16 protein-coding genes are annotated in these 24,945 nt (G+C 41.5%); 12 read left to right on the forward strand and 4 right to left on the reverse strand.

The features are described 5' to 3' along the window. Positions 1 to 393: 393 nt before the first annotated feature. On the forward strand, positions 394 to 2,472 hold the full coding sequence (locus JFU56_RS02670; RefSeq protein WP_242065814.1) for a mechanosensitive ion channel family protein: 2,079 nt from the start codon (positions 394 to 396) through the stop codon (positions 2,470 to 2,472). 99 nt (positions 2,473 to 2,571) lie between these two features. On the opposite strand, the gene JFU56_RS02675 is transcribed toward JFU56_RS02670, so the two are convergent. Further along, the gene (locus JFU56_RS02675; protein ID WP_198435727.1) at positions 2,572 to 6,738 is read right to left on the reverse strand and encodes a DUF3859 domain-containing protein; all 4,167 of its coding nucleotides are present in this window, start codon (positions 6,736 to 6,738) and stop codon (positions 2,572 to 2,574) included. Between the two features lie 634 nt (positions 6,739 to 7,372). Between JFU56_RS02675 and JFU56_RS02680 the strand changes: the two genes are divergently transcribed. From JFU56_RS02680 to JFU56_RS02730, 11 genes are all read left to right on the forward strand, one after another. Continuing rightward, positions 7,373 to 9,691: an RND family transporter gene (locus JFU56_RS02680; RefSeq protein WP_198435728.1), complete on the forward strand. Its 2,319-nt coding sequence runs from the start codon at positions 7,373 to 7,375 to the stop codon at positions 9,689 to 9,691. Between the two features lie 37 nt (positions 9,692 to 9,728). Beyond that, positions 9,729 to 10,499: an outer membrane lipoprotein-sorting protein gene (locus tag JFU56_RS02685; RefSeq protein ID WP_198435729.1), complete on the forward strand. Its 771-nt coding sequence runs from the start codon at positions 9,729 to 9,731 to the stop codon at positions 10,497 to 10,499. Positions 10,500 to 10,502: 3 nt separating this feature from the next. After that, positions 10,503 to 11,696 (forward strand): hypothetical protein, encoded by a 1,194-nt coding sequence (locus JFU56_RS02690; RefSeq protein ID WP_198435730.1) that lies wholly within the window; start codon positions 10,503 to 10,505, stop codon positions 11,694 to 11,696. Further along, a complete protein-coding gene (locus JFU56_RS02695; protein WP_198435731.1) occupies positions 11,696 to 12,301 on the forward strand; it encodes a TetR/AcrR family transcriptional regulator in 606 nt (201 codons plus the stop codon). Before JFU56_RS02690 ends, JFU56_RS02695 begins: the two co-directional genes overlap by 1 nt. A gap of 238 nt (positions 12,302 to 12,539) precedes the next feature. Next, positions 12,540 to 13,244 carry a histidine utilization repressor gene (hutC, locus tag JFU56_RS02700; protein WP_198435732.1) on the forward strand — a complete coding sequence of 235 codons (705 nt, stop codon included), beginning with the start codon at positions 12,540 to 12,542 and terminating at the stop codon, positions 13,242 to 13,244. Between the two features lie 253 nt (positions 13,245 to 13,497). Beyond that, complete coding sequence (gene hutI, locus JFU56_RS02705; protein WP_198435733.1) at positions 13,498 to 14,709, forward strand: imidazolonepropionase; 1,212 nt, start codon at positions 13,498 to 13,500, stop codon at positions 14,707 to 14,709. Next, the gene (gene hutG, locus JFU56_RS02710; protein ID WP_198435734.1) at positions 14,702 to 15,817 is read left to right on the forward strand and encodes a formimidoylglutamase; all 1,116 of its coding nucleotides are present in this window, start codon (positions 14,702 to 14,704) and stop codon (positions 15,815 to 15,817) included. Before hutI ends, hutG begins: the two co-directional genes overlap by 8 nt. Positions 15,818 to 15,853: 36 nt before the next feature. Further along, positions 15,854 to 17,524 (forward strand): urocanate hydratase, encoded by a 1,671-nt coding sequence (hutU, locus tag JFU56_RS02715; protein ID WP_198435735.1) that lies wholly within the window; start codon positions 15,854 to 15,856, stop codon positions 17,522 to 17,524. Between the two features lie 27 nt (positions 17,525 to 17,551). Beyond that, on the forward strand, positions 17,552 to 19,084 hold the full coding sequence (gene hutH / locus JFU56_RS02720; RefSeq protein WP_198435736.1) for a histidine ammonia-lyase: 1,533 nt from the start codon (positions 17,552 to 17,554) through the stop codon (positions 19,082 to 19,084). A 309-nt stretch (positions 19,085 to 19,393) separates the two neighbouring features. Beyond that, positions 19,394 to 20,137, forward strand: coding sequence for a Crp/Fnr family transcriptional regulator (locus JFU56_RS02725; protein WP_198435737.1), 744 nt, complete (start codon positions 19,394 to 19,396; stop codon positions 20,135 to 20,137). 335 nt (positions 20,138 to 20,472) lie between these two features. Continuing rightward, positions 20,473 to 22,089 (forward strand): BCCT family transporter, encoded by a 1,617-nt coding sequence (locus tag JFU56_RS02730; RefSeq protein ID WP_198435738.1) that lies wholly within the window; start codon positions 20,473 to 20,475, stop codon positions 22,087 to 22,089. 194 nt (positions 22,090 to 22,283) lie between these two features. Here JFU56_RS02730 and JFU56_RS02735 read toward each other — a convergent pair whose 3' ends face one another. The 3 genes from JFU56_RS02735 to JFU56_RS02745 all read right to left on the reverse strand — a co-directional run bounded on the left by JFU56_RS02735 (position 22,284) and on the right by JFU56_RS02745 (position 24,826). Further along, the gene (locus JFU56_RS02735; RefSeq protein ID WP_198435739.1) at positions 22,284 to 22,901 is read right to left on the reverse strand and encodes a DsbA family protein; all 618 of its coding nucleotides are present in this window, start codon (positions 22,899 to 22,901) and stop codon (positions 22,284 to 22,286) included. Between the two features lie 12 nt (positions 22,902 to 22,913). Further along, positions 22,914 to 23,252, reverse strand: a complete 339-nt coding sequence (locus JFU56_RS02740; RefSeq protein ID WP_198435740.1) for a DUF1971 domain-containing protein — start codon at positions 23,250 to 23,252, stop codon at positions 22,914 to 22,916. A 176-nt stretch (positions 23,253 to 23,428) separates the two neighbouring features. Next, on the reverse strand, positions 23,429 to 24,826 hold the full coding sequence (locus JFU56_RS02745; protein WP_198435741.1) for a glycoside hydrolase family 1 protein: 1,398 nt from the start codon (positions 24,824 to 24,826) through the stop codon (positions 23,429 to 23,431). Positions 24,827 to 24,945: the final 119 nt, after the last annotated feature.

The raw sequence follows: 24,945 nt of genomic DNA on the forward strand, positions 1-24,945 counted from the left end.
GACTTTTATCCCAGGTTAATCACATCTGAAATCTAACTCGCCAACACGTGCAAACAATCTTTGTGACAGAATCCCTAAACTTGCCTTTTATAGCTTACCAACAAGCGTACCCGGATGGCTTGTCCGAATATAAGCAGTTACAATACATAGCATTATATCCGCCGTATCTTGAGCATTAATTTCAATTTTATAACTCGCGTCTTAAATTATATTAAACACTGGTAATGTATTATGAAACGATCGTTTTTCGAGCTTAGCTATTCCAATTCCATTAGGTACTTCATTGTTTGCTTTTTTGTATTTTTCTCAACATTACTGTCGGCTGAAGTTATTAGTGAATCAGTTACGAGTGAGCAATCTTCGATTAATGATTCTGTAGATCAACGGATGTCAATGTTATCAGACACACAAGCGAGAGTGCTGTTGCGCGAAGAGCTAAATAATAACCAACTTAAGGAGGCAAATGAGTCAAGTAACATAACAGTGTTGACTGTTATAAATGCGAGTTTGGGAAATACACTTTTTGCTTTTGAAGATGCCTTAAGCAAGATCGTAAATATAGATAAGGCTGTTGATGATTTAACTGCGGTATTTATTCAAGATTTTAAACAACCTCAGCAGCTTTTCTATTCTTCCTTACAAGTAATCATATTATTATGTGTTGCCTTTGTCATTGAAATTATATTCCAGAAGCTTTTCAAACAGTACAAAGCGAATACCAAATATAATGATCATTCATTAAAAGCCAGTCGATTGTTATCATTAGGAAAAATAACATTTAATAGATTAGTTGGAATAGCCGTTTTTTACGCTACTTGTAGATTAGCTCTGCCCTATCTATTTACCCAAAACAGTATGCTGTTAACAGCAGGTGCCTTTTTAGACTACATAATAATTGCGCGTTTAACCTATATTGGCTGTGCATTTTTTTTCGCCCCTACGCATCCAGATCTGCGTTTGTTCAACCTAAATGACACTTTAGCTAGAAATTTACTTAATAGGTTAGTTTTAGTGAGCTTACTTTCTGCATTAGGTGTATTTATAGAGTTGTTTGAAGATCTCGGAATACCACAAGAACTGTATAAATTAGGTTTTTGGACAAACATTATTTCTTATCTTGCCATGATTATTACAGTCTATCTCAGCAGAGAAGGCATCAAGAAAATGCTATTGCACCATGATATTAAAAATAGTAAACAACGGAGTTTATTCGCTAATATATGGCCAGCATTAGTTATCACTTGCATTGTATTGGTTTGGTTCACTTTAGAAATAGTGATGGCTAATGTTGGCTTTGATGATGATATCGTCTATGCCGCGACTTTCACTATGCTCGCTATATTAGCAGTGCCTTTTTTTGATATTGTACTCATTACAATCGTGGACAGCCGCAATCCGATTAATATTGACCAATCAAATGTTCAACATGAACTCAACTTGTCTTTAAAGGTAAGCATTTTACGTATATCAAGAATCGTTACTTTTATGAGCATTGTGTTTATATTATCTCTGCTATGGGGTATAGATTATTTAAGTATTAGTTCTCAAGGCCTTATCGCGACAACGATCATTAGAGTCATAGAGGCGGCTACCTTCTTACTGTTTGGCTTAATTTGTTGGGAAATCGTTAATATCTATATTCAGCGTAAATTAGCGCAAGAACTACCTGATGGCAATGAGGATACAATGGATTCAGAGGGGGGACAGGGATTATCTCGAACAGCAACCTTGCTTCCGCTTATTAAAAATACAATGGCATTTTTCATTTTTGTTTTAGCTGTATTTAGCGCTCTATCTACACTGGGAGTTAACACGACCGCACTACTAGCAAGTGCCGGCGTGTTAGGTTTAGCCATTGGTTTTGGTGCTCAGACTTTAGTAAAGGATATAGTATCTGGTGTATTTTTCCTGATTGATGATGCATTTAGAATGGGGGAATATGTGGTGATAGGAAGTACTAAGGGGACGGTTGAGAAAATCGCATTGCGCTCATTGAGATTAAGGCATCACCTTGGCGCACTGCACACTGTACCTTATGGGGAAATTCCAAGTTTAACCAACCACAGCCGTGATTGGATTATTATGAAATTACCTTTTCTTGTTCCACACCATACTGACATAAATAAAGTTAAAAAATTATTCAAAGTACTAGGTAAAGAACTTTTAGCGCACCCTGAGCTAGGTAAAGATTTTATTGAACCATTTAAAAGCCAAGGAGTACAATCAGTAGATGAAGTTGGCATGTTGATTCGAGGAAAGTTTACATGCAAGCCAGGCTGTCAATTTATGATTAGAAAGCAAGTCTATCTGCGGGTGCAGGAAATATTTGCAGAAAATAATATTGAATTTGCTAAACGCAAGGTGGAAGTACAATTGCCAGAAGGAATACACCCAGCGCTAATTGCTCCTTTAAGTGCGGCGGCAGGCTCTGCCGCAACGATTGTTGAACGTGCAGATGAGCCCGATTTATAATTAGATTAGGCTGGGAACGCATAAAGCGTTCCCGTATGAGCATTACCAACAAACTAAAAACTTACTTTTTAACTATCACGTTAGTTGTTTAATCAGACCTTAAAGCGCCACCGGGACGCCTTTATCTTCAATGACCTTACGTGCAACTTTTGCCATGATACGTAATAGCAGACGGCGTAGTAATCCGATTTTTTGTGGTGCCACTAAGATTCGGCAAAGCTCCCCCTCATTGCTGTAACCCAGTAATAGACGGAAACCTAATCGCTTTAAGTGTATGGCTAATACGCTATCCGCTTGAGCTTGGTCAGGCTGAAATAATTTGACTGGCGACTTAGTACCCAATTCACTTTGCCACAGGTTTCGGTCTGCTAACGCACTGCTGGTCGCTCTTAGTGAACCGAGTAATAGCTGTTTACCCTTAACGCGCTTTTCAATATATGGTTTTAACTGGTTTGGCGCAACGTACCAATGTTTAGGCGTTTTTTCGTTCAACCGTAGTTCACAGAATGCTAATTGGTTATTTTCGCTATAGCTATAAATATTGACCACATTATTCGCTATTCGATGGCCTAGGTTTAACGTGCCGCAAGGGTTTTTAACATCAATAATGTTTAATGCATTATCGTGAATGTTAATACCGCCCATGTGTTGCTGAGTGAGTGAATCATGTTGGTAACGCGCAACCAAATCATCGGTCAGGAGGGGGCGCTTCTCAACCACGTGGAAGGTCTTACTTTCAATTATATTGTCCTCTCCTCCGATAATATCAAAACGGTAGATGCCAGGTACACACAAGCTCTTGTGCGAAAACGTCCAACCAACATAACTTCTACAATCTAGGTTTAGCTCAATATCCCACTCTGATAGATAACCGTCCTCTGCATTAATGTAGGGGTGATGAACGCGGACTTTTAAATCCATTGTCTCAGGGAACTCTTCCTCTGGGTTGTCATAACTGAAGTAACCGATCTTCATCCCAAATGTGCGACCGACTTCAGTTTCAATCAATAACGTTTCTTTACGATGCTCTAGCGAGTGAAAAATAACTAAATCATTTCTCTCTTCAGTATGGTCGGCTGCTTCAATCTGTTCTGGCGTAGCGCCTTCAGCAAAAATACCAAACTCAACGACCTCGATTGAACCCAAGCCATCTTTGCTGTAACGCCCTGCATTAATCGCGGTGATAAGATCGCGAATACGGCGAGAACTATGGTTGCTGAAAGTCGTAATGAGCGGCTCATAATTGCCTAGTTTCGCCAGTTTAATCAGTAAAGCGTAAAGGTCTTCAGTGCTTAATTCTTTAGTAAGAGGCGCTAGCTCAAGTTGATCTGGAAAGATATCTAAGCAGTCCGTCCAATCTTCTTCGATGATAGATTCAAACAGTTTAATCTTGCTCATTCCGAGGCTGTAAGCGCGTTCACAGAGCCAACGAGGCTGCGAGATATCTTGACCATCATGAAGATCCGAAATATCCATTTTTGAGTGATGAATGTAGATTTGTAATAGGTTGTTTTTTAGAACATCAGATGCGTACCAGAATAAAAAACTGACATCTGCTTCACCCCGTGGCGTACTGAAATTTTTGATGTGTTGGTTTTGCATCATCTTGACCAATTGATCAATTTGCTCTTTATTGGCCGTTGTTTTGAGTGACACATACTGACAAGCAACCTCGATATCGTGCTTCTCTTCCTCACTCAACTCACGATCATCATGAGTGGTCTTCTCGATACGTAGCCTCACGCAAAGAGGAATAATGCTGACCAGCCTGTTTTCAAAGTACGCTGGCGCAAGTTCAGGATTGAACTGATGTAACTGCGCCATGAAGATCTGGGTATAACGCGGCAAAATTCCGTTCAATGCTTGATGCAACACACGCTGTTCTTCTGGCAGGGCTATTTCGCCTTGGTATTGCTTAAATGAGGAGGTAAGTAACGCTTGTTCGTCCGTATCGCTTGTGATTTCGCTAATTAGGTTTTCAAGCACATAAGCAGTGGCACCAACCTTGGTGATTCCAACCAGCTGATTAACTAACGTTTGGTTTTGTTGATGAAATTCATTTGGTTCTACATTGCCAAAGCGAGAAATATTGTAGAAGTGAGCCAGCATTCGGCATGTTTTAGTCGGCGCGATACGCAGCCACAGTTCGACGAATCGTTCAGCAAATTTCTGACTAGGCGACTCAGCATGTTTAGATAATACCTGCGCCGCGAGTAGCAACTTTTGCGCTTTTCTATCGAAATCACGCAAGTATTCATAACGCGGTTTAGCGCCGAAAAACTCAACGTCCCTATCACATCGTTGTTGATGTTTTTCAAAACTGACTAATGCAGATTCAGTATCGTCATGCTCAACATTGAAATATTGTTCGACCACCAGCCAATCTTGCTTGATTTGGTTGAGTACTACAGTCTCTGGTTTTTCGTATTGCCATTCGGGTACTTTTGGCGCGCAGACAAATTCACTGGTTTGGGCGATACCATCATAGACAGCTGCAACGAGGTACTCATTTAGCACGCTCAGTACGTATTGATTGAGCGTGTCTTTAGTGCCATTTAACTGGTCAAAATGCGCAAAGGTAGCACACAAACCGAGAATAGTTTCACGCGGTTGCTCTGGCTGTAATTCTTGCGGTAATTCAGGGTATTCTTGAGGGAAATCACGATTTTCAATGATTGTTTTTACTTCATCACGATGCTCAAGTGAAATTTGATATAAGGTCGTCGCCTCGCTTAACTCGACATTGCGACTGTAACCCGAGAATGATTCGACACAGTGAAAGAACAACGTTTTCCAGTCGCCGTTATATCGTGTCATGAACTCTTTATCACTAAAGAATTCGTATTCGTTAACCATTTTGTCGATGAAATTGGGATCAAAGCTTTGTTTGTCGTTCCAGCAGTAAATAACATCCAACATGCGAAACAGCTTAAAGCGCCCTTCCGCTTCGTTTGGCTCTTCATCATCGTCGCCACTAAGTGTCCAATCTATTATTAAGTCATTAATGATACTTTCAAGTTCACTGTGGAAAGAATCATAGTAACCAACGAAATAGTCGATTTTACCCGCCAGTTTGTAATTGCCAGCTTTCATCAAAGCAGCAGCATCACATGGTTTAATTTGCTCTAAAATATCGGAGTTCTCACCAGTAATTACATGTTCCCAAACTTGTCGGCCGTTGTCGAACGCTTCACATATGAACGCCTTCCACTGCTCAATGCCAGTGCCCCTGATATAATAGATATCGCCATACCCATCTTCTTCGTCCTCTTTACCTTTAACAATCGGACGACCTAAATAGTCTTCAATTTCTATTTTTAAGTTCGCAACTGCGTCATCAACAGGGCTATCAATAAATAGAGGGTTACTCATGGTCTTGCCGTTTTCGTCTAAATCGTCACTGTCTGTTGCGCCATCACTGTCGACAAGAGAATGCAGGATACTGCCTATCGGATCTTCATTGTAGCTATCTGGGTCATCGGTGTATTGTAGATAATCAAGCGCAGAAAATCGCTCTTTGAGTAATTGTTTGAATGTGAAAAATTCTTCAGGCTGGCTACGGAAAATCGCAAGTAAAAACGGTGAGTGGTTCTGCTCCATCGCCTCGACTTGTTCATCGTATGAGATGGCAGTGAACGTAAACATCTTGGCACGTGCTGTATCGTTATCACAGTAACAGAATGCTTTAAGCATGTTGTGGCTATAGCCATGATATCTGAAGACTATTCCAAGCACTTCTTCACCGAGAGGTTCATGCTCTGCATCCCAGTAAGGCACTATGTAACTGGCTAAAAGATAAGTATATTGAGGGTATTTTAACGCCATCATAAGCATAGGGTACAAGCCCAAGACTTCGGTATCAGAAATCCACATACGTGCTGAATCATTGATACGACGAGCAACTGTATTGAGCGTGATCGCGGTCTGCTCTAGTTCAGCTTCTAACTCTGGATACATTAAAATACGCATGAAGAATGCTGCCTCTGCAGGCACACAGTGCTCAGTCAGGTTTTGTTCAGCAGATAGCGCCGTTACGTCTCTGCCGCAGAAGCCAAAAATGGTTATAGCGACAGGGTCTGCAAGCAAATCTGAAATACTGTCATTACAATTTTCTTCTAGGCAGAAAGTGACATTACAATGGGAGTCGTAGAACGCATCTTTGTGCTGAATGAGCTGCCTATAAGACTGCAAAGCTTGGCGTAGTGATTCAACATCCTTAGGATTGTAGGAGATAGTTAGAGCTGAGGCGTTTTCTAATACAGACATAATTTAGACCCGCGATATAAATGACGGTTAATCATAGGGTTGCAACCACCCTATGTCATTGAAAATATATGTTTATTATCAGAACTGTGACTTAGGGCTTGGAGTAAGATAGTGAACGCTTTAGTCCATTTCACGATCTGATTTAGCAGTAATTGTATCCCCCTTTTTTAGGAAACCACCATCTAAAGAAAACGCCATCTCTGGCCATGTTATTTAAAATTCTGCAAGGGTGTGCGGTTCTGGTTTCGTACAGTGGCGCTAAGCCGTATTTGCCCCATTTCTTATTAGATCTTCTACTCATTATATTTTGTTCATGACAGTTCATCATACATTTGTTCATGTAAGGTATGAGATTGATTTGTCATAACTGATCACACGAATACTATTGCGAGCTCAATTGAGATCTAGCTAAATTAGGTTGATTATCATGTTAAGCCGAAACTCCCTCTTTGCGATTTACAACACTACAAAAAAGAAATCGTAGAAGCGCTATTCACCTAAAATATCCCATCACTGCCACTAAATTTTCTTAAAGATCAAGAGTTTACTTAAACACCAAGCCAAAGTAACCTTTCAGTTACTTAGGTAACCAAGTGGTTACTAAGCTATTTTAAATTACTATGAGATCATATTTATGTCTTGGTTAACCCCTATAAAAAACGGCTCACTATTTGTAAAATACAAATGGCTGACTCTACTTCTAACCCTTTTATTTACCGTGGGCATCAGCTCTGGTGCGCAAAATCTATATTTCGATTCAAGCTATAAAACATTCTTTGCGGATGATAATCCACAACGCTTGGAGTTTGAAAATATTCAACGAACCTTCACCAAAAGTGATAATGTCCTCTTCGTTCTAAGCGCTCCTGACGGTAATGTATATACACCTGAGTTTCTGAAGGCTGTTGCATCACTGACTAAAAAAGCGTGGCATCTACCTTTTTCGGTTAGGGTCGATTCAATCACTAACTTTCAACATGTGAGTGCTGATGAAGATGATCTTTTGGTTGAAGACCTTGTTGATACAACTGTTGAGCTGTCCACTGAACAATTAGCGGATATTCGAGAAATTGCACTTGCTGAGCCGTTATTAAAAAACCGACTCGTTAAAGATGGAAGTGGATCGACAGGAATATTCATCACGTTGAAGTTACCTGAAGAAAGCCCTTATGAGTCAAGCGAAGTCGGAGATGCTGCTCTTGCTTTAAAAGCAAAGTTCCAACAGATCCACCCAGATATCGACATTCGAATTACTGGTAGCACAATGCTAAGTCATGCCTTTTCGACTTCAGCTCAATCGGACGGTGAAACAATTGTGCCACTCATGTATGCAGTCGTATTAGTGATTACATTTATTACACTACGATCGTTATTAAGCACCTTTATTAGCTTAATTATTATCGGTATGGCGACCTCTGCAACACTTGGTGTCGCAGGTTGGTTAGGGTTTTATTTCACATCCATCTCATCTATTGTGCCAACCATTGTGCTTACTCTGGCTGTGGCGGATTCAGTGCATTTATTAAAAACAATGCAGACATTAATGCGTCGTGGTCTATCTCGAAATGATGCAATTATTGAAAGTATGAAACTGAATCACACTGCTATCTTTTTAACTTCAATAACGACAATTGTTGGTTTCCTTGGGTTAAATTCAAGTGCAGTTCCAAACTATCATGACCTCGGTAACATGACGGCTATTGGTGTCTTCTTCGCTTATTTCTTCTCAATTACTACGTTACCTGCGTTAGTTGCAATTTTACCTATCAAGCAAAAAGCATTGACAGTAAAAGAAGAGAAAATATCGCCTTTTAAGTCACAGTCAATGATCCATCTAGTCACTAAACATGCTTCAGTCATTTTAACGATCACATCGGTATTAACGGCTGCTTCAATATTTATGCTACCAAAAATGGAAAGTTACGATGAACCCCTCAAGTATTTCAGCCAAAAGATTGAATTCCGAAGAGATTCTGATTTTGCTATTCAAAACCTAACCGGTATAGATACCATTGAAATAGCCTTACCTTCAATCAAAGGTAGCGTTGCGGAACCTGAATATCTTACTGAGTTAGATGCGCTGAAATCAATGTTAGAAAAACAACCAGATGTGGTTCATGTATCCACACTGGCTGACACTATGAAGAAACTGAATCGCTCTATGAATGGCGATGATGACACCTTCTATCGTCTACCCGATGAACGAGAACTCGCATCACAATATCTACTAGTGTATGAATTATCATTGCCTCGTGGCCTTGATCTAAATAATACCGTCAATTTAAGCAAAAGCAGTTCTAAGGTAGTGGTTACCTTCGGAGATACTAACTCTAAACGTATTATCGAAGTCGTGGATATAACGCGTAATTGGATAGAGAAAAACAGCAAAAATTTTGACCAACCAGCCATTGGTAGCCCCTCGGTTATGTTTGCTCATATATCAAAAAGCAATATTGATAGCATGATTAAAGGCGCAGCCGTTACTTTCATGGTTATTACATTATCAATCATGATCGCGCTTCGTTCCGTGAAGTTAGGGGCGTTAAGTATTCTTAGTAACGTACTTCCTTCGTTACTTGCATTTGGTCTGTGGGCGCTAGTGATTGCAAAAGCGGACATGGCTGTTGCGGTTGCCGCCACGGTAACAATTGGGATCATGGTTGATTTTATCGTGCATTTCTTAGTTAAGTACAGTAAGTACCGACAAGATAACACTACCCAAGAAGCCATTACAAAAACAATGTCTATGGTCTCTGGCCCGATTATTTCGACGGCTCTTATTTTGATTAGTGGGTTCAGTATTCTCGCTTTATCCGAATTTCGATTGAACTGGGTTCTAGGCGCTTTATCTGCGTTGATAATCCTATTAGCGACTCTTTTTGTATTTGTTGTTATTCCTGCAGTGCTAACCAAGTTTGATCGAGACCAACAGAAAGTCGCACAAGTTGCTTAGCATCCTTTAGTTTAATATTCAAAATTGGAAATCTATTATGAAAAAATTATTCGCATTCACACTTTTTACATTTATCTCTCTATCGGTTGCTGCCCAAGAGCTAAACCTTGAAGATATTGTTAGGAAAAATATTGCCACGAATAAAGGGTTTGGGGATTCGTTTGAGACGATGAAAATGGTCATCAAAAAAGACGGTGGCGATCAGGTCGAGCGACTTATGAAAAGCAAATCACTGGAAGTTGATGGTGATGGCAATAAGGTTTTGATGGTGTTTCAAGATCCCGCCGACGTCAAGGGCTCAGCAGTTCTGACTCATTCGCATATAAAAGGCAATGATGATCAGTGGATTTATTTACCAGCCGTAAAACGTGTGAAACGAATTTCATCTGCAAATAAATCAGGGCCATTTATGGGCTCAGAGTTTGCCTTTGAAGATCTAAGCTCTATTGAATTCGAGAAATTTACCTACACGTTACTCGAACCAGAGACCATCAATGATACTCGTTACTTTAAAATTGAGCGAAAGCCAGCCTACGCAAGAAGTGGTTATAGTTACCAAATCGTGTGGATAGATACAGAACGCTTCTTAACACACAAAGTAGAACTGTTTGATACTGTCGGTAAAAAATATAAAACCCAAGTACTCTCGAACTATAAGAACTATTTTGGCAATTTTTGGCGCGCGCACAGTATTGTTATGACGAACCATCAAAATGGTAACAGTACAGAAATGCAATGGATAGGAGATATGACTTTCAACAACGGTTTCTCTAATAAAGATTTCACAAAAAATGCAATGAAGAGGTAAGCAATGACTACGTTGAAAACCTCTTTATTAACTGCATTATTTTTGATGCCGATATCAATAGCGAAAGCCAGCGACCATGATATAGGTTTAGAGCTTTCAATTGAGACTATGTTTTTCCTGAATGATAGTGAAAGCACAGAGTTGAGTAATTCTTCTTCCTCTTTAACTATTCAACCTAACTATCGTCATAGTTGGGATTTTGGAAATAAAGTCCTTGATGCTCGGCTTTTTCATCGAGAAGATGCCAATGATGAACATCGTTCACATTCCGATATTAGAGAGCTTTCTTGGACTCAATCCATAGGAGATATTGAGTACAAAATCGGCATATCTAAAGAGTTCTGGGGCGTCGCCGAGAGTCACTCTCTCGTCGATGTGATTAACCAAGTTGATTACGTTGAAAATTTAGATTATCAATCGCGACTTGGGCAACCTATGATCAAAGTATCCTATTTCTCTGATATCGGTAGTTTCAGTGCTTGGGTATTACCGTATTTTCGAGAAAGAAATTTTGCCTCTAATAAAAGCCGCGCTTTTTCTGGCAAAATAAATGTTGAAGAGGAATCATCTCAATTTTATTCGAAAAAGGAAGAAAAGCATGTAGATTATGCATTACGGTATGCACACACCTTGGGTGATATTGATTTAGGTATTGGATATTTTCAGGGAACAGGACGTAATCCTATACTGAATTATGAACCACAAAGTAACACACTCGTTCCTTTTTATGATCAACTGAGGCAAGCCTCTGTTGATGTGCAGTGGACCGGAGATTCTCTCTTATTAAAGGCTGAGGCTCTCTACCGAGACGAAGCCACTTTTGGGAGTTCTAACGCTGCAATCACTGGATTCGAGTACACTTTTTTTGATCTATTTAATGGCCATGATTTAGGCCTTATTAGTGAGTATCTCTATGATAGCTTAGGCAAAACCCGCACTAGTTTTGATAATGATTTATTTTCAGGTATACGATATACTTTCAACGATATTGGGGCAACAGAAATTCTCGTAGGTGGATTTGTTGACTTAGAAGACGGAACACAAGTATTTCGTATGGAAGTGCAACAACGTATCACCAGTAACTGGAAATACGACTTTATTGTTCAAACATTTAATCATGTGGATGACAATGACCTTTTCTTTGCCGGCGTCCAAAATGACGATTACGTTAGAATGAACTTAAGGTATTACTTTTAATGACAAAAGTTACGCGCAATCCGCAAGAAACACAGCAAAAAATTTTAGAGTCTGCGCTACAGGAGTTTACGCAACATGGTTACCATGGTGCTCGAATAGATCGTATTGTTAAAAATGCAGGGGTAAACAAGCGAATGGTTTATCACTACTTTAATGACAAAGACGGCTTATTTACTGCAGTAATGAAAACAGAGTTAGGCAATATTCAGAAGGTAACTGAAACTGAACCGACAGATGATTTTTTTGAATTGACTAATCATTGGTTAAAAAATATCGATCATACTAAAGATTATTTTAGGTTGTTATTATCGGTTGATAGCCTTGAAAAAGGGAATGCTAAAGCACTTGAAAAAGAGCAAGAGCAAGGGTTCAACTTCTCTAAACAGATTTATTCTAATCTTCTAGATAAAGAAGGTTTATCAAATGATGTTGATCCTGCTTACTTTCTTTTAGCCATGATCAGCCTGACCTCTCTGCCAATGATCTTACCTAAAATGTCAAAAATGATAACAGGTGAAGATTACGACTCAGCTGAGTTTCATAAAGAATACGAGCGCGTAATTAGAGTTCTTTTCCCACTAAAATCGAGCCAAAATAAGGAATAAATGTATTTCCTCCCCTAATCATTCACTGTCGATGTTTTTTGGGGAGGACTTTCAGTTCAAGCCACATTGCACTCGAAAATTCCACAAATTAAACTCCCTCCCCTCACTACCAAATCCCCCAACACATAATAACTTGCATTTTATCACCAACTAATAGATCATTTGTATAGTCAATTAAGCTCAATTGACTACGCCATTTTACTGCTATTAAAATTAGACTTTACCAAGGTTAGACACTATGAACAGTTCGCCGCGCTATATTCAGATCCAAGACTTCATCCTTGAAAAAATCAATACCCATGTTTGGCTGCCTGGTAACAAGATCCCAACAGAGCTAGAATTAACCAAGCAGTTTAACGTCAGTCGGATGACAGTGAATAAAGCCATACGCGATTTAGTCAATCAAGGTCTATTAGAAAGAACGCCGCGTCTGGGTACCTTTGTATGCCAGAAAAAGGTCGAGTCATCCCTGAGTGATATTCGTAATATTGCCGATGAAATCCGTCAACGCGGTAAAACCTATAGCAATAAAATACTACGTCAGGTGACAATACCTGCAGATGATGACATAGCGATGCGGTTGGGCGTTAAAATAGATACGCCAATTTTCTTTAGTGAAATCATACATTATGAAGACGATACCGCATTACAGCTAGAAGTGCGCTGGGTCAATCCACTGTTTGCGCCAGACTACATTACACAAGACTTCAGCCTAGCAACACCCAATGAATACTTAACTAAAAACTGTCCTTTAAGCTCGATTGAACATACTGTTGAAGCGGTAATGCCAATCACATCTATCCAACAGCACTTGAACTTAACAGCACTACAACCTTGTCTGTTACTCAATCGTCGCACCTGGAGCAAGCAAGATCTGATCAGTGTTGCCCTACTTTATCATCCAGCAGATAAATATAAACTAAGCCTAAAAGCTGAAATGTAGCACTGCCAATTCTTCGCTAAATCAAATTATTCCGCTAAGCTATTGCCGTCAAACCGTGTCGATTCAATATCGACACACATCATAAAAAACCCTTCAAACAATTAACAAAACCACAACTAGATCACAACAAACCGATTTATAACTTGCGCTGAATCCTTAAATTGTCTATTTAATTGTATATACATTTAAACCTGCATTTTTAATAACGGATTATAATGTAACTTATACTTCAATCTAACAACGTGAGTGACTGATGAGTTTATTGCTAACCAATACAACAATTGTATCTATGGATCAAAGTGATTCCGATTACCAAACCCAACCTCATTGTTACATTGCAATGGCGCACGGTAAGATCGTCGAAATTGGCGCAATGCAACAATGCCCAACAACTACTTTCACTGACGTTATTGATTGCCAAGGCCGCCTTATCACTCCGGGTCTTATCGACAGCCATACCCACCTGGTATTTGCAGGTAATCGCGCGAAAGAATTTGAGCAACGCTTAACAGGTGTGCCGTATGAAACCATTGCTAAACAAGGCGGCGGTATCCTTTCTACTGTTAACGCCACTCGCGCAGCAACGGAAGTAGAGTTAGTCGAACTAGCACTTAAGCGCCTATCAGCTCTGACCGCAGATGGTGTCACTACGATTGAAATCAAATCAGGCTATGGGCTAACGCTTGAAGATGAATTAAAAATGCTACGCGCAGCTAAGCAATTAGAGCTGCACGCCAATATCAAGGTATCAACCACACTGCTAGCTGCCCACGCTGTACCGCCTGAATATAAAGGTAATGCCGATAGCTACATCCGCTATGTTTGTGACATGATAATTCCAGCAGCGGTTGCGGCGAAGTTAGTGGACTCTGTGGATGTATTCTGCGAAGGCATCGGTTTTAACTTGGCGCAAACCAAGGCCGTATTCGAGGCTGCCTTATCTCACGGCTTAGGAATCAAAGGTCACACCGAACAATTAAGCAATCTAGGCGGTAGTGAACTGGCTGCAAAAATGGGCGCAACTTCGGTTGATCATATCGAATACCTTGATGAACAAGGCGTGAAAGCACTGGCTGAGCATGGCACAGTCGCCACCCTATTACCTGGCGCATTCTACTTTTTAAGAGAAACCCAGTTACCGCCAATTGAACTTCTGCGTCAACATAACGTGCCAATGGCATTAGCAACCGATTTCAATCCGGGTACCTCCCCTATCGCCTCATTAACTATGATGATGAATATGGGCTGTACTTTATTTAGATTAACGCCTGAAGAAGCACTGCGAGGGGTAACTTGCCATGCCGCCCGCGCATTAGGGCTACAAGACGCTCGCGGCCAAATTAAAGTCGGATACGATGCTGATTTAGCAATCTGGGATATCGACCACCCTGCACAGTTAGCATATGAAGTTGGAACACCAAGACTACACGCACGCATCTTAAATGGAGCGCTTTGTCATGACTAAGACTATCTATCCGACAACAAGCTATTACGAACCGACCAAGGCGGACATTTGGCAAGGTCGTATTGACGCCGAAGACGGTGAAGCAGGTATGCGTTTTCATCAAAAGGTACTCGTTGCAGATAAAGACGTGCTACTTACAACTGACAGCCAAGATGGGGTTGTGCTACTTGGTTTCGCGTGTGATGAAGGTGTTAAGCGTAATAAAGGCCGCGTGGGTGCAGTACAAGCACCTGATGTGATCCGTAAAGCGTTAGCCAATATGGCGTGGCATCATGACAATCCTGCTTTTACAGATAAAACAACGAATAAAAACACATCAACCTTTATTGATGGCGGCAATATCTATTGTAACGATGCTGACTTAGCCCGTAGCCAACAAGAACTGGCTAAACATGTTGAATCCGCGTTGAACAAACAGAACAAAGTCATCGTACTAGGTGGCGGACACGAGATCGCTTGGGGCACATTCCAAGGACTTTCTCGGCACTTACAAACAGTTTATCAGCATTTGCAAACAGTCAGTGTTAACAAAGCTAATGTAACTAAACCGAAAATTGGCATTATCAACTTCGATGCCCATTTTGATTTACGTACTTATTCAGCAGACGATAAAGCATTTCCGACCAGCTCTGGCACGCCTTTTAATCAAATAGCCAAACACTGCCAACAATTAGGTTGGGAATTTAACTACGCCTGTCTTGGTGTCAGTCGCGCCAGTAATACCCAAGCGCTATTTACCTTAGCCGATGATCTCGGCGTACATTATCGTGAAGACCACCAGCTGGCCTCTTATCTGCTTGTAGAACGTATCGCAGAGCTAACCACATTTATAGATAACGTCGACTACCTCTACTTGACCATCGACATTGATGTGTTCTCGGCAAGCACTGCGCCCGGTGTCAGTGCACCCGCAGCGCGAGGTATATCTCTTGAAAGTGTCGAAGCTTTATTACAACCCATCTTTAACGCTAAAAACGATGTAGGAAAAGCCAAGTTATTAGTGGCAGATCTGGCCGAATACAACCCCAATTTCGATATAGACAATCAAACTGCAAGGCTTGCAGCGCGACTAACGTGGGATATCTCCCGCGCAATGTTCTCAAATTAACGAATACATAACAGTTTAACTGAAAAGGAAATCCTAATGACTGATAAACGTTTAGATACATCTCGAACAATCATTGCCCCGCACGGCACAAAGCTGAATACCAAGTCATGGCAAACCGAAGCGCCATTACGCATGTTAATGAACAACCTACATCCTGATGTTGCCGAACATCCGCATTCATTGGTAGTTTACGGTGGCATTGGTCGAGCAGCACGTGATTGGGAATGTTACGACAAAATAGTCGAAGTACTTAAACGTTTAGAAGATGATGAAACTCTATTAGTACAGTCAGGTAAACCGGTAGGCGTATTCCAAACGCACAGCAACGCACCGCGCGTATTAATCGCTAACTCAAATCTAGTACCGCATTGGGCTAACTGGGAACACTTCAACAAGCTAGATAAAGAAGGCTTGATGATGTACGGACAAATGACAGCCGGTTCTTGGATCTACATTGGTTCTCAAGGCATTGTTCAAGGCACTTACGAAACATTCGTTGCCATGGCAAAGCAGCATTTTGATGGTCAAGCACAAGGTCGTTGGGTATTAACCGGTGGTTTAGGCGGCATGGGCGGCGCGCAACCACTTGCAGCAACCATGGCAGGTTTTTCTATGATCGCCGTTGAATGTGATGAATCACGTATCGATTACCGTTTACGCACAGGCTATGTTGATAAGAAAGCCACAACGCTTGATGACGCATTAGCACTACTTGATGATGCAATCAAAACAGGTAAACCAACCTCGATTGGCTTATTAGGCAATGCCGCTGATATCTTCCCAGAATTAGTCAAACGTGGTGTTGTGCCCGATTGTACTACTGATCAAACATCTGCTCACGATCCACTGAATGGCTACTTGCCACAAGGTTGGACAATGGCGCACGCAGCAGCAATGCGTAAAGAAGATGAAACAGCTGTCGTAAAAGCCGCTAAACAGTCAATGGCAATTCAAGTTCAAGCCATGTTAGACCTACAAAAAGCAGGTTCAGCAACGGTTGATTACGGTAATAACATTCGCCAAATGGCCATGGAAGAAGGTGTAGAGAATGCGTTTGATTTCCCAGGCTTCGTTCCCGCTTATATACGTCCTTTATTTTGCGAGGGTATTGGTCCTTTCCGTTGGGTGGCATTGTCTGGTGATCCTGAAGATATCTACAAAACCGATCAGAAAGTAAAAGAGCTGATCCCAGATAACCCACAACTGCATAACTGGCTAGACATGGCGCGCGAACGTATTCAGTTCCAGGGGTTACCTGCACGTATTTGTTGGGTTGGTTTAAAAGACCGTCAGCGTCTGGGTTTAGCATTTAATGAAATGGTTAAAAATGGCGAACTGAAAGCACCGATTGTGATTGGTCGTGACCACCTCGATTCAGGCTCTGTTGCTAGTCCGAACCGTGAAACAGAAGGCATGATGGATGGTTCAGATGCCGTATCAGATTGGCCACTGTTAAACGCCCTGCTTAATACAGCTAGTGGCGCGACGTGGGTTTCACTGCATCATGGTGGCGGCGTTGGTATGGGCTTCTCGCAACATTCAGGTATGGTCGTACTTTGTGACGGTACTGAAGATGCGCACCAGCGTATTAGTCGCGTACTGCGTAACGATCCAGCGACAGGTGTTATGCGTCATGCTGATGCAGGTTATGATCTTGCAAAAGACTGCGCTAAAGAACAGAAATTAGACCTACCGATGCTTAAGTAATTGGTATAAATAATCATGGAGAATAATATGTACCAACTAACAATTAAGCCGGGATTACTATCGCTGGCACAACTTCGTCAAATCAGTCGTTCGCCAGTGCAAGTATCACTCGACCCAAGCTGCTTTGAAGATATTCATGCTAGTACACAGGTCGTTAATGATGTGATTGCTGAAAATCGAGTCGCTTACGGTATCAATACCGGCTTTGGTTTATTGGCAAACACCCGCATTGCCCCTGAAGATTTAGAAACGCTACAACGTAGTATCGTATTATCCCATGCCGCTGGTATCGGCGAGTTCATGAACGACGAAACTGTGCGTATGATGATGGTGCTTAAAATTAACAGCCTAGCGCGTGGTTTCTCAGGTATCCGTTTATCGGTCATTGAAGCATTAATGCAATTGGTAAATGCCGAAGTATATCCGTGCGTACCGAAAAAGGGTTCTGTCGGTGCATCAGGCGATCTTGCTCCCCTTGCCCACATGAGTACAGTTTTGCTTGGCGAAGGTGAAGCGCGCCATCAAGGTAAAGTCATTTCTGGCGAAGAAGCATTAGCGATTGCAGGTATGCAGAAAATAACCCTCGCACCAAAAGAAGGGTTAGCGCTGTTAAACGGTACGCAAGCTTCTACTGCGTTTGGTCTTGAAGGTTTGTTTGCCGCTGAAGACTTATTTGCATCCGCAACTTTATGTGGCGCAATGACAGTTGAAGCAGCACTTGGTAGCCGCCGTCCATTCGACCCTCGCGTACACCGCGTGCGTGGTCATCGTGCGCAAATGGATTCTGCGACTATGTATCGTCATATTCTCGGCTTTAGCAGCGAACTTGGTAACTCACATACTGCCTGTGAAAAAGTCCAAGACCCTTACTCACTGCGTTGTCAGCCACAAGTCATGGGCGCGTGTTTACAACAGATCCGTAATGCTGCCGAAATCTTTGAAGTAGAAGCAAACTCGGTATCTGATAACCCGCTGGTATTTGCTGATGATGGAGACATTATTTCTGCAGGTAACTTCCATGCAGAACCTATCGCGATGGCCAGTGATAACCTTGCACTCGCAATTGCAGAGATAGGCAGTTTGTCAGAGCGTCGCATGGCGTTACTCATTGATAGCAGCTTAAGTAAATTACCGCCGTTCCTGGTTGATAATGGCGGCGTTAACTCTGGTTTCATGATCGCGCAAGTCACCGCCGCAGCATTGGCCAGTGAGAATAAATCCTTAGCACACCCAGCTTGCGTTGATAGTTTACCTACTTCTGCGAATCAAGAAGATCACGTGTCTATGGCAACCTTTGCTGGTCGCCGTTTAAAAGACATGGCTGAAAACACCCGTGGTATCTTGGCGGTTGAATTGTTGGCTGCAGCACAAGGGCTTGATTTTAGAGCGCCACTAAAATCATCGCCATTGGTTGAACAAGCAAAAGCGGAGTTACGTGAACGCGTAGACTTCTATGATAAGGATCGTTACTTTGCTCCTGATATAGCCAATGCGAATCAGCTATTACTCGAGGCAAGCCACAATAAATTGGTTGCGGCGGGAATACTACCAAGCGTTTAAATCATCATTGCAGGTCAAAACGAGTAACCATTGTTCGCAGATATGTTTATCTAACCGTTAAGCATTACCTGCGAACATTACTGCTTATGCTGTCCATTTCCCTATACCTACACTTTCTTTTTACGCCACTACACTTCTTTACTACAACACCGAACACTCTTATTACAACACTGAGCTTTCTTATTACAACCTAATACTGTCCTAAGGTATGAGTTTTGGTTGTCCGATATAGGACATTTGTTGTATATTGGCGCCAAATTACTTTATGAAAACACCGCCTTTATTTATAGACACTAAAAGGACTGCCTTTTGATTGATTCCGCGCTAGCACAGACCATAAACTGGACTACCCGACTTTCTCCACAACTCATGGATCAACTGGTATCAATCGCACAGGTAAAACACAATCTAACAACCAGTGAACTGGAAGGTTCGGATATCGCCCATCAAGGTATTAGCTTCATTCTTCAAGGCACGGTAGCCATCTGCTTACAAACACCGAATCTAAAAACAGTGAACAGTGTCGTTGTCGGTAAAGGCTGCTGGTTTGGTGGGTTTGAGGAAATTGAAGCAATATCTGACTATAAACCCTTCTTTATAGGCCAAATAGATCCCGTCTCTATCGTCCATTTCAAGAACAGTCAGCTACAGCGTATCGCCAAAAATAATGTCGAGATATACAAATGGTTCCACGGTATGTCATTCGATGTAAAAGCCAAGTGGCTGCAAGCACAAATCGTCATGAGTGCGAATACCTTATCGCGTGTTATTTATCTGCTACTTGAAGTGGCCAGCAATAGACCTAAGCTACAAGGTGAAATACCTAAAATCATGATCTCGCAGCAGCAGATAAGCCGCATAACCGGTATTGCACGCCAACGTGTTAATGAAGCCATTAAACAGCTAGAAAAAGAGAACATGGTCGAATTAGGACGCAGCTGCATTTATCTCACCAATATAGTCGCTCTGAGCACGAAACTTGATGGCATAGATCTCAGTATTAGCGACCCAAGAAGTTTCTTTTTTGAATCACAAATAAAAGGCTGGGTTTAAGGTAATCGTTAATATATGGATGTAAGTCCTTTTGACAATTAGAATGCTAATAGCCCGATAGGATCCTATTTTGTGCCTATCACGTATTAACCAGAGCTGGTCAATAAATGAACACCCCTAAAAATCGACGATAAAATAACCGTGATCAATATCACATTATTACTTGGGAGGTAATTACAGCCATAAACAACTGATTATAAATACAATTTAAATAACGCCTGAATATAAACATACAACTTTAAAAACTAAATCGTCAATCTAACACCCCAGATAACACTGGATAATCGCGTAAATATCGGTATTATCTCGCCCCTCACACCCTAAGTGAGAATTTTATGCAAATAAATGCATGCCAGATTGGCGAAGAAGTACCCGTAAATACGAATACCTCAGAACGTCGCAAAAGCGACAAATTGGTTCCAGCATTAACGATTGGCTTTATTAGCCTGTTCTTATTAGCTGCGATCATTGATCTCCCTCGTTTCACAACCTTAATTCAAGACTTATTTTCAGCCGCTGCTGGACAATTTGGTTACTTTTGGCAATGGCTAATGGTAGCGAACTTTGCAGTTGCATTATGCATCGCAGCAACCCGATACGGTAAAACGCGTATGGGTATGAAAACCAAACCCGAAATAGGCACCTTCCGCTGGTTAGCAATGATCATGTGTACGCTATTAGCAGGTGGTGGTGTTTTCTGGTCTGCAGCCGAACCGATTTATCATTTCATTACGCCATCAGCAAGTTATCCTGACATTACAGGGTCGACTGTTGAAGCCGTTGTTCCAGCACTAAGCCAAAGCTTTTTGCATTGGGGCTTTCTCGCCTGGTCTGTACTGGGCACACTCGCAACGATTGTGTTGATGTATGCGCATCACCATCATGGTATTAAGCTACGCCCACGTGCGTTACTTTTCCCTATCGTTGGTAATCGTTTAGAAAACCATTGGTTTGGTGCAGTGATTGACGCTTGTTCAATTATCGCCGTAGCTGCTGGTACTATTGGTCCTATTGGTTTCTTAGCATCACAAATGGGCTACAGCCTTGAAGTGCTAACAGGCCTTAAAAACGACATGAACTCTCAGTTGATGATTTTAGCTGTAGTCGTGTTTATTTGCGCAGCATCAGCGGCATCAGGCATGGATAAAGGTTTACAGTGGCTTAGCCGCTTAAACGTTATCGGTGCATTTGCATTGCTAATCGCAATCTTAGTGTTGGGTCCAACACAATTCATCTTTGAACAATTTGGTCGTGCCTTTGCAGTTTACTTGCAAGACATGCCAACCATGAGTGTCACTAACGACAATCCAGGTTGGAATGTTTGGTGGACTTGGTTCTTCTGGGGCTGGTTCATTGGTTTTGCACCTATGATGGCAATCTTCATTGCGCGTATCTCTGAAGGTCGTACTATTCGTGAGTTAGTATTGGCTGTTGCCGTTGGCGCACCAATCGCAACAAACTTCTGGTTTGCGGCACTCGGTGGCACAGGTATCTTCTTTGAGCTACAAACGCCAGGGATTATTTCTGGACCATTAGCTGAAGCGGGCTTACCAGCGGTATTGCTAGCAACATTACAGCAATTACCATTAAGCTTTATCTTATTACCTGCATTCTTGGTACTGACAACGACGTTTGTCGTGACTACGGGTGACTCTATGGCTTATTCAATTGCTATGGTGGTATCAGGTGATAATGAACCCGATCGTAAACATCGCGTATTCTGGGCTGTGATCATGGGCTGTGTTGCTGCGGTATTATTACTTGCAGGTGACGGTGGTTTGAACGCACTGCAATCATTCATTGTTATCACGGCTGTGCCGGTATCATTCTTAATCGCTATCACCCTGATAACAGGACCGATGGCTGCTATTAAGATGACGCATGCACAAGAAGCATTAGCTTTAGAGAAAAAACTAGCGCTTGCTGCAGAAAAAGAACTAGTACAAGCGTAATAGCTGATTAGCTTTCAAAAGCGATTAGCCAACTGTTTTAATACTAATGTTCTAAAACGACTGCTCTAAAAAAGCTCAGCCTAACTTTATAAGCACATGTGCTTACTATCGTTAGGTTGAGCTTTTTTATAACCTTAAAAACTTTTTCTATCTTACCAAACTTTTATCTTACCAGGCTTCCAGCCTTATCAACGTTAAGCCTCACTTGTTATTAATGCAATCGTCACGTCTGCATCTTTATAATCTACTGGTATTTCAACTGACTTATCACCTTTGACTAAAAACAGCGAAGGAAAACTGTTACCACCGATTGAACGCGCAAACCTAATTTCGGTTAATAACGCCTGATGAGTTTTAAGCGCCAATAAATCTGTTTCAAATTGAGTGATATCTAAACCAAGCTCTTTTGCTAAATCGACTAACACAGAGTTATCACTTGGATTTTTAGCCTGCGTATAATAAGCAACTTGAATAGCATCAAACATGGCTTGTTCTGCACCTTGCTCACGGGCAGCAAGTATGGCACGGCAAGCTGGATAAGTCGCACGTCGAGGCGTGTTATCAGTCCAAAATTCATAGTTAAATTGCGTGCCAAGGAAGTTTTCAATCTTCTTCCAATAAGAAGCAATTTGCGCCTGCATCATTTCAGGCATAGGTTCTTCGGTGTCAGGGGCTAAACCACCCAACACATAGACAACCTCGATATCATCAGCAACTGCTTGCTTAATCTTCTGCCACACAGGCTTGTAACCCCAACACCAGGAGCACATAGGATCATAGACATAATACAATTTAGGTTTCACTGTCGACATGCACTTACTCCTTTAATCATTACGCTCAGAGCGATTTTCTGCCACAATATCCGAATCTTCTTGTGCATAGAAGTCAACGCGAAAGCTAGTATCGTCAGTCATAAATTCAACTTTGTGCCAATACTCAGGCGGTGAAACTGCAAGTTCGCCTTGCTTAATGATGATTTCTTGCTCAACCGCACCGCGTCTTTCGGCAAAACCATAAAACTTAAGTTCACCGCTAATCACATTAATCTGACCGTAAACACCCGAACGGGTATTGTGCAAATGAAGGAACATCTTCGGGATATTATCTGAAGTAAAAACAGCGGTTGATTTATAATTTACAAAGTCTGTAGGAATTGCAGGCATAAACACCTCACTTTTATAAAAATACGTAATGACTCGTTGATAGCTAAAAATTAATAACTGACTATTTATAACTAATGAATATAAAATATACGCCCATTCTCCATGAGCGCAAGTCAGGTATTACAACACTTAGACGTAACAGGTGTTAAATCCACACCTATCGCACGCAACCTCTCTTAAAGATGAGCCTTAAGCGAGCCGCCACGTGTTTGAATTACATCGCGATACCAGAAAAAACTTTCCTTACGGGTGCGCTCTAATGTACCACTACCATCATCACGGCGGTCAACGTAAATAAAGCCATAACGCTTATCCATCTCAGCCGTCGAATTAGCGACTAAATCAATCGGCCCCCAGCTAGTGAACCCCATCAATTCAACACCGTCTAAAATAGCCTCTCTGGCCTGCACAAGGTGATCATTCAAATATTGGATGCGATAATCATCAACTATCTCGCCATCCTCTGTCACTTCATCACGAGCGCCTAAGCCATTCTCAACAATAAACAGTGGTTTCTGGTATCTGTCATACAGGAAGTTCAACAATATACGTAAACCTTTAGGGTCAATTAACCAGCCCCACTGACTTTTTTCTAAATACGGATTCGGTACACTGTCGACAATATTACCGACTTCTTTTTGCTTAGGATCTACGCTTGCGCAACCACTGGCATAATAACTAAACGAGATAAAATCAACGCTGGCATCAGCTAACGTTTCTAAATCCCCCTCTTCCATTATCACTTCGATATTGTTGTCGCGGAAATAACGCAACATATAACCAGGGTAGCGGCCACGGGTTTGCACATCACCAAAGAATAACCACTTGTTATTCTCATGCACGGCAGCCATCACATCATCCGGGTTACAGGTATAAGGGTAGTTAAGCGCGCCCAATAGCATATTGCCAATTTTCGCATCAGGAATGATTTGTTTACAAAAAGTAACCGCTTTTGCACTGGCAAGCAGTTGATGATGTATTGCTTGATAGATAGCTTGTTCATCAGCTGCTTCAGGTAAACCCACGCCCGTATATGGTGCATGTAACGACATATTAATTTCATTAAAGGTCAGCCACAGCTTTACTTTATGTTGATAACGTTCAAATACTGTCGTCGCATAACGCTCAAAAAAATCAATCAGTTTGCGGTCTGCCCAACCGCCATAACCTTCAACCAGACCGACTGGCATTTCATAATGCGATAACGTAACGAAAGGTTTAATATCATGCTTGGCTAATTCATCAAAAATACCATCATAATAAGCTAAACCCGCTTCATTAGGCTGGCTTTCATCGCCATTAGGGAAAATACGCGTCCACGCAATAGAGAGCCTTAAGCAAGTAAAGCCCATTTCTTTAAACAATTGGATGTCTTGTGGATAGCGATTATAAAAATCGATGGCAAGGTCTTTAATGCCAGGGGTTTTATCTGTACTTTCTTGATGCTGGCTCAATATACCGTTAGGTAATAAGTCTGCTGTTGATAAACCTTTACCATCTTGCTGAAATGCGCCTTCGGTTTGGTTTGCAGCAATAGCGCCGCCCCATAAGAAGTCTCGTGGAAATAAATTCATCTGTCCCTCAATTATTATCACTATCCATGTAGAGCACTAGAGTAAACGATCAAAAACAATAACTACTTGAAGAAGCTCACATTTTTGATATTGAATTAGGCCTGCATTGATTTTATTCA

Source organism: Moritella sp. F3 (genome assembly GCF_015082335.1).
Lineage (GTDB): Bacteria > Pseudomonadota > Gammaproteobacteria > Enterobacterales > Moritellaceae > Moritella.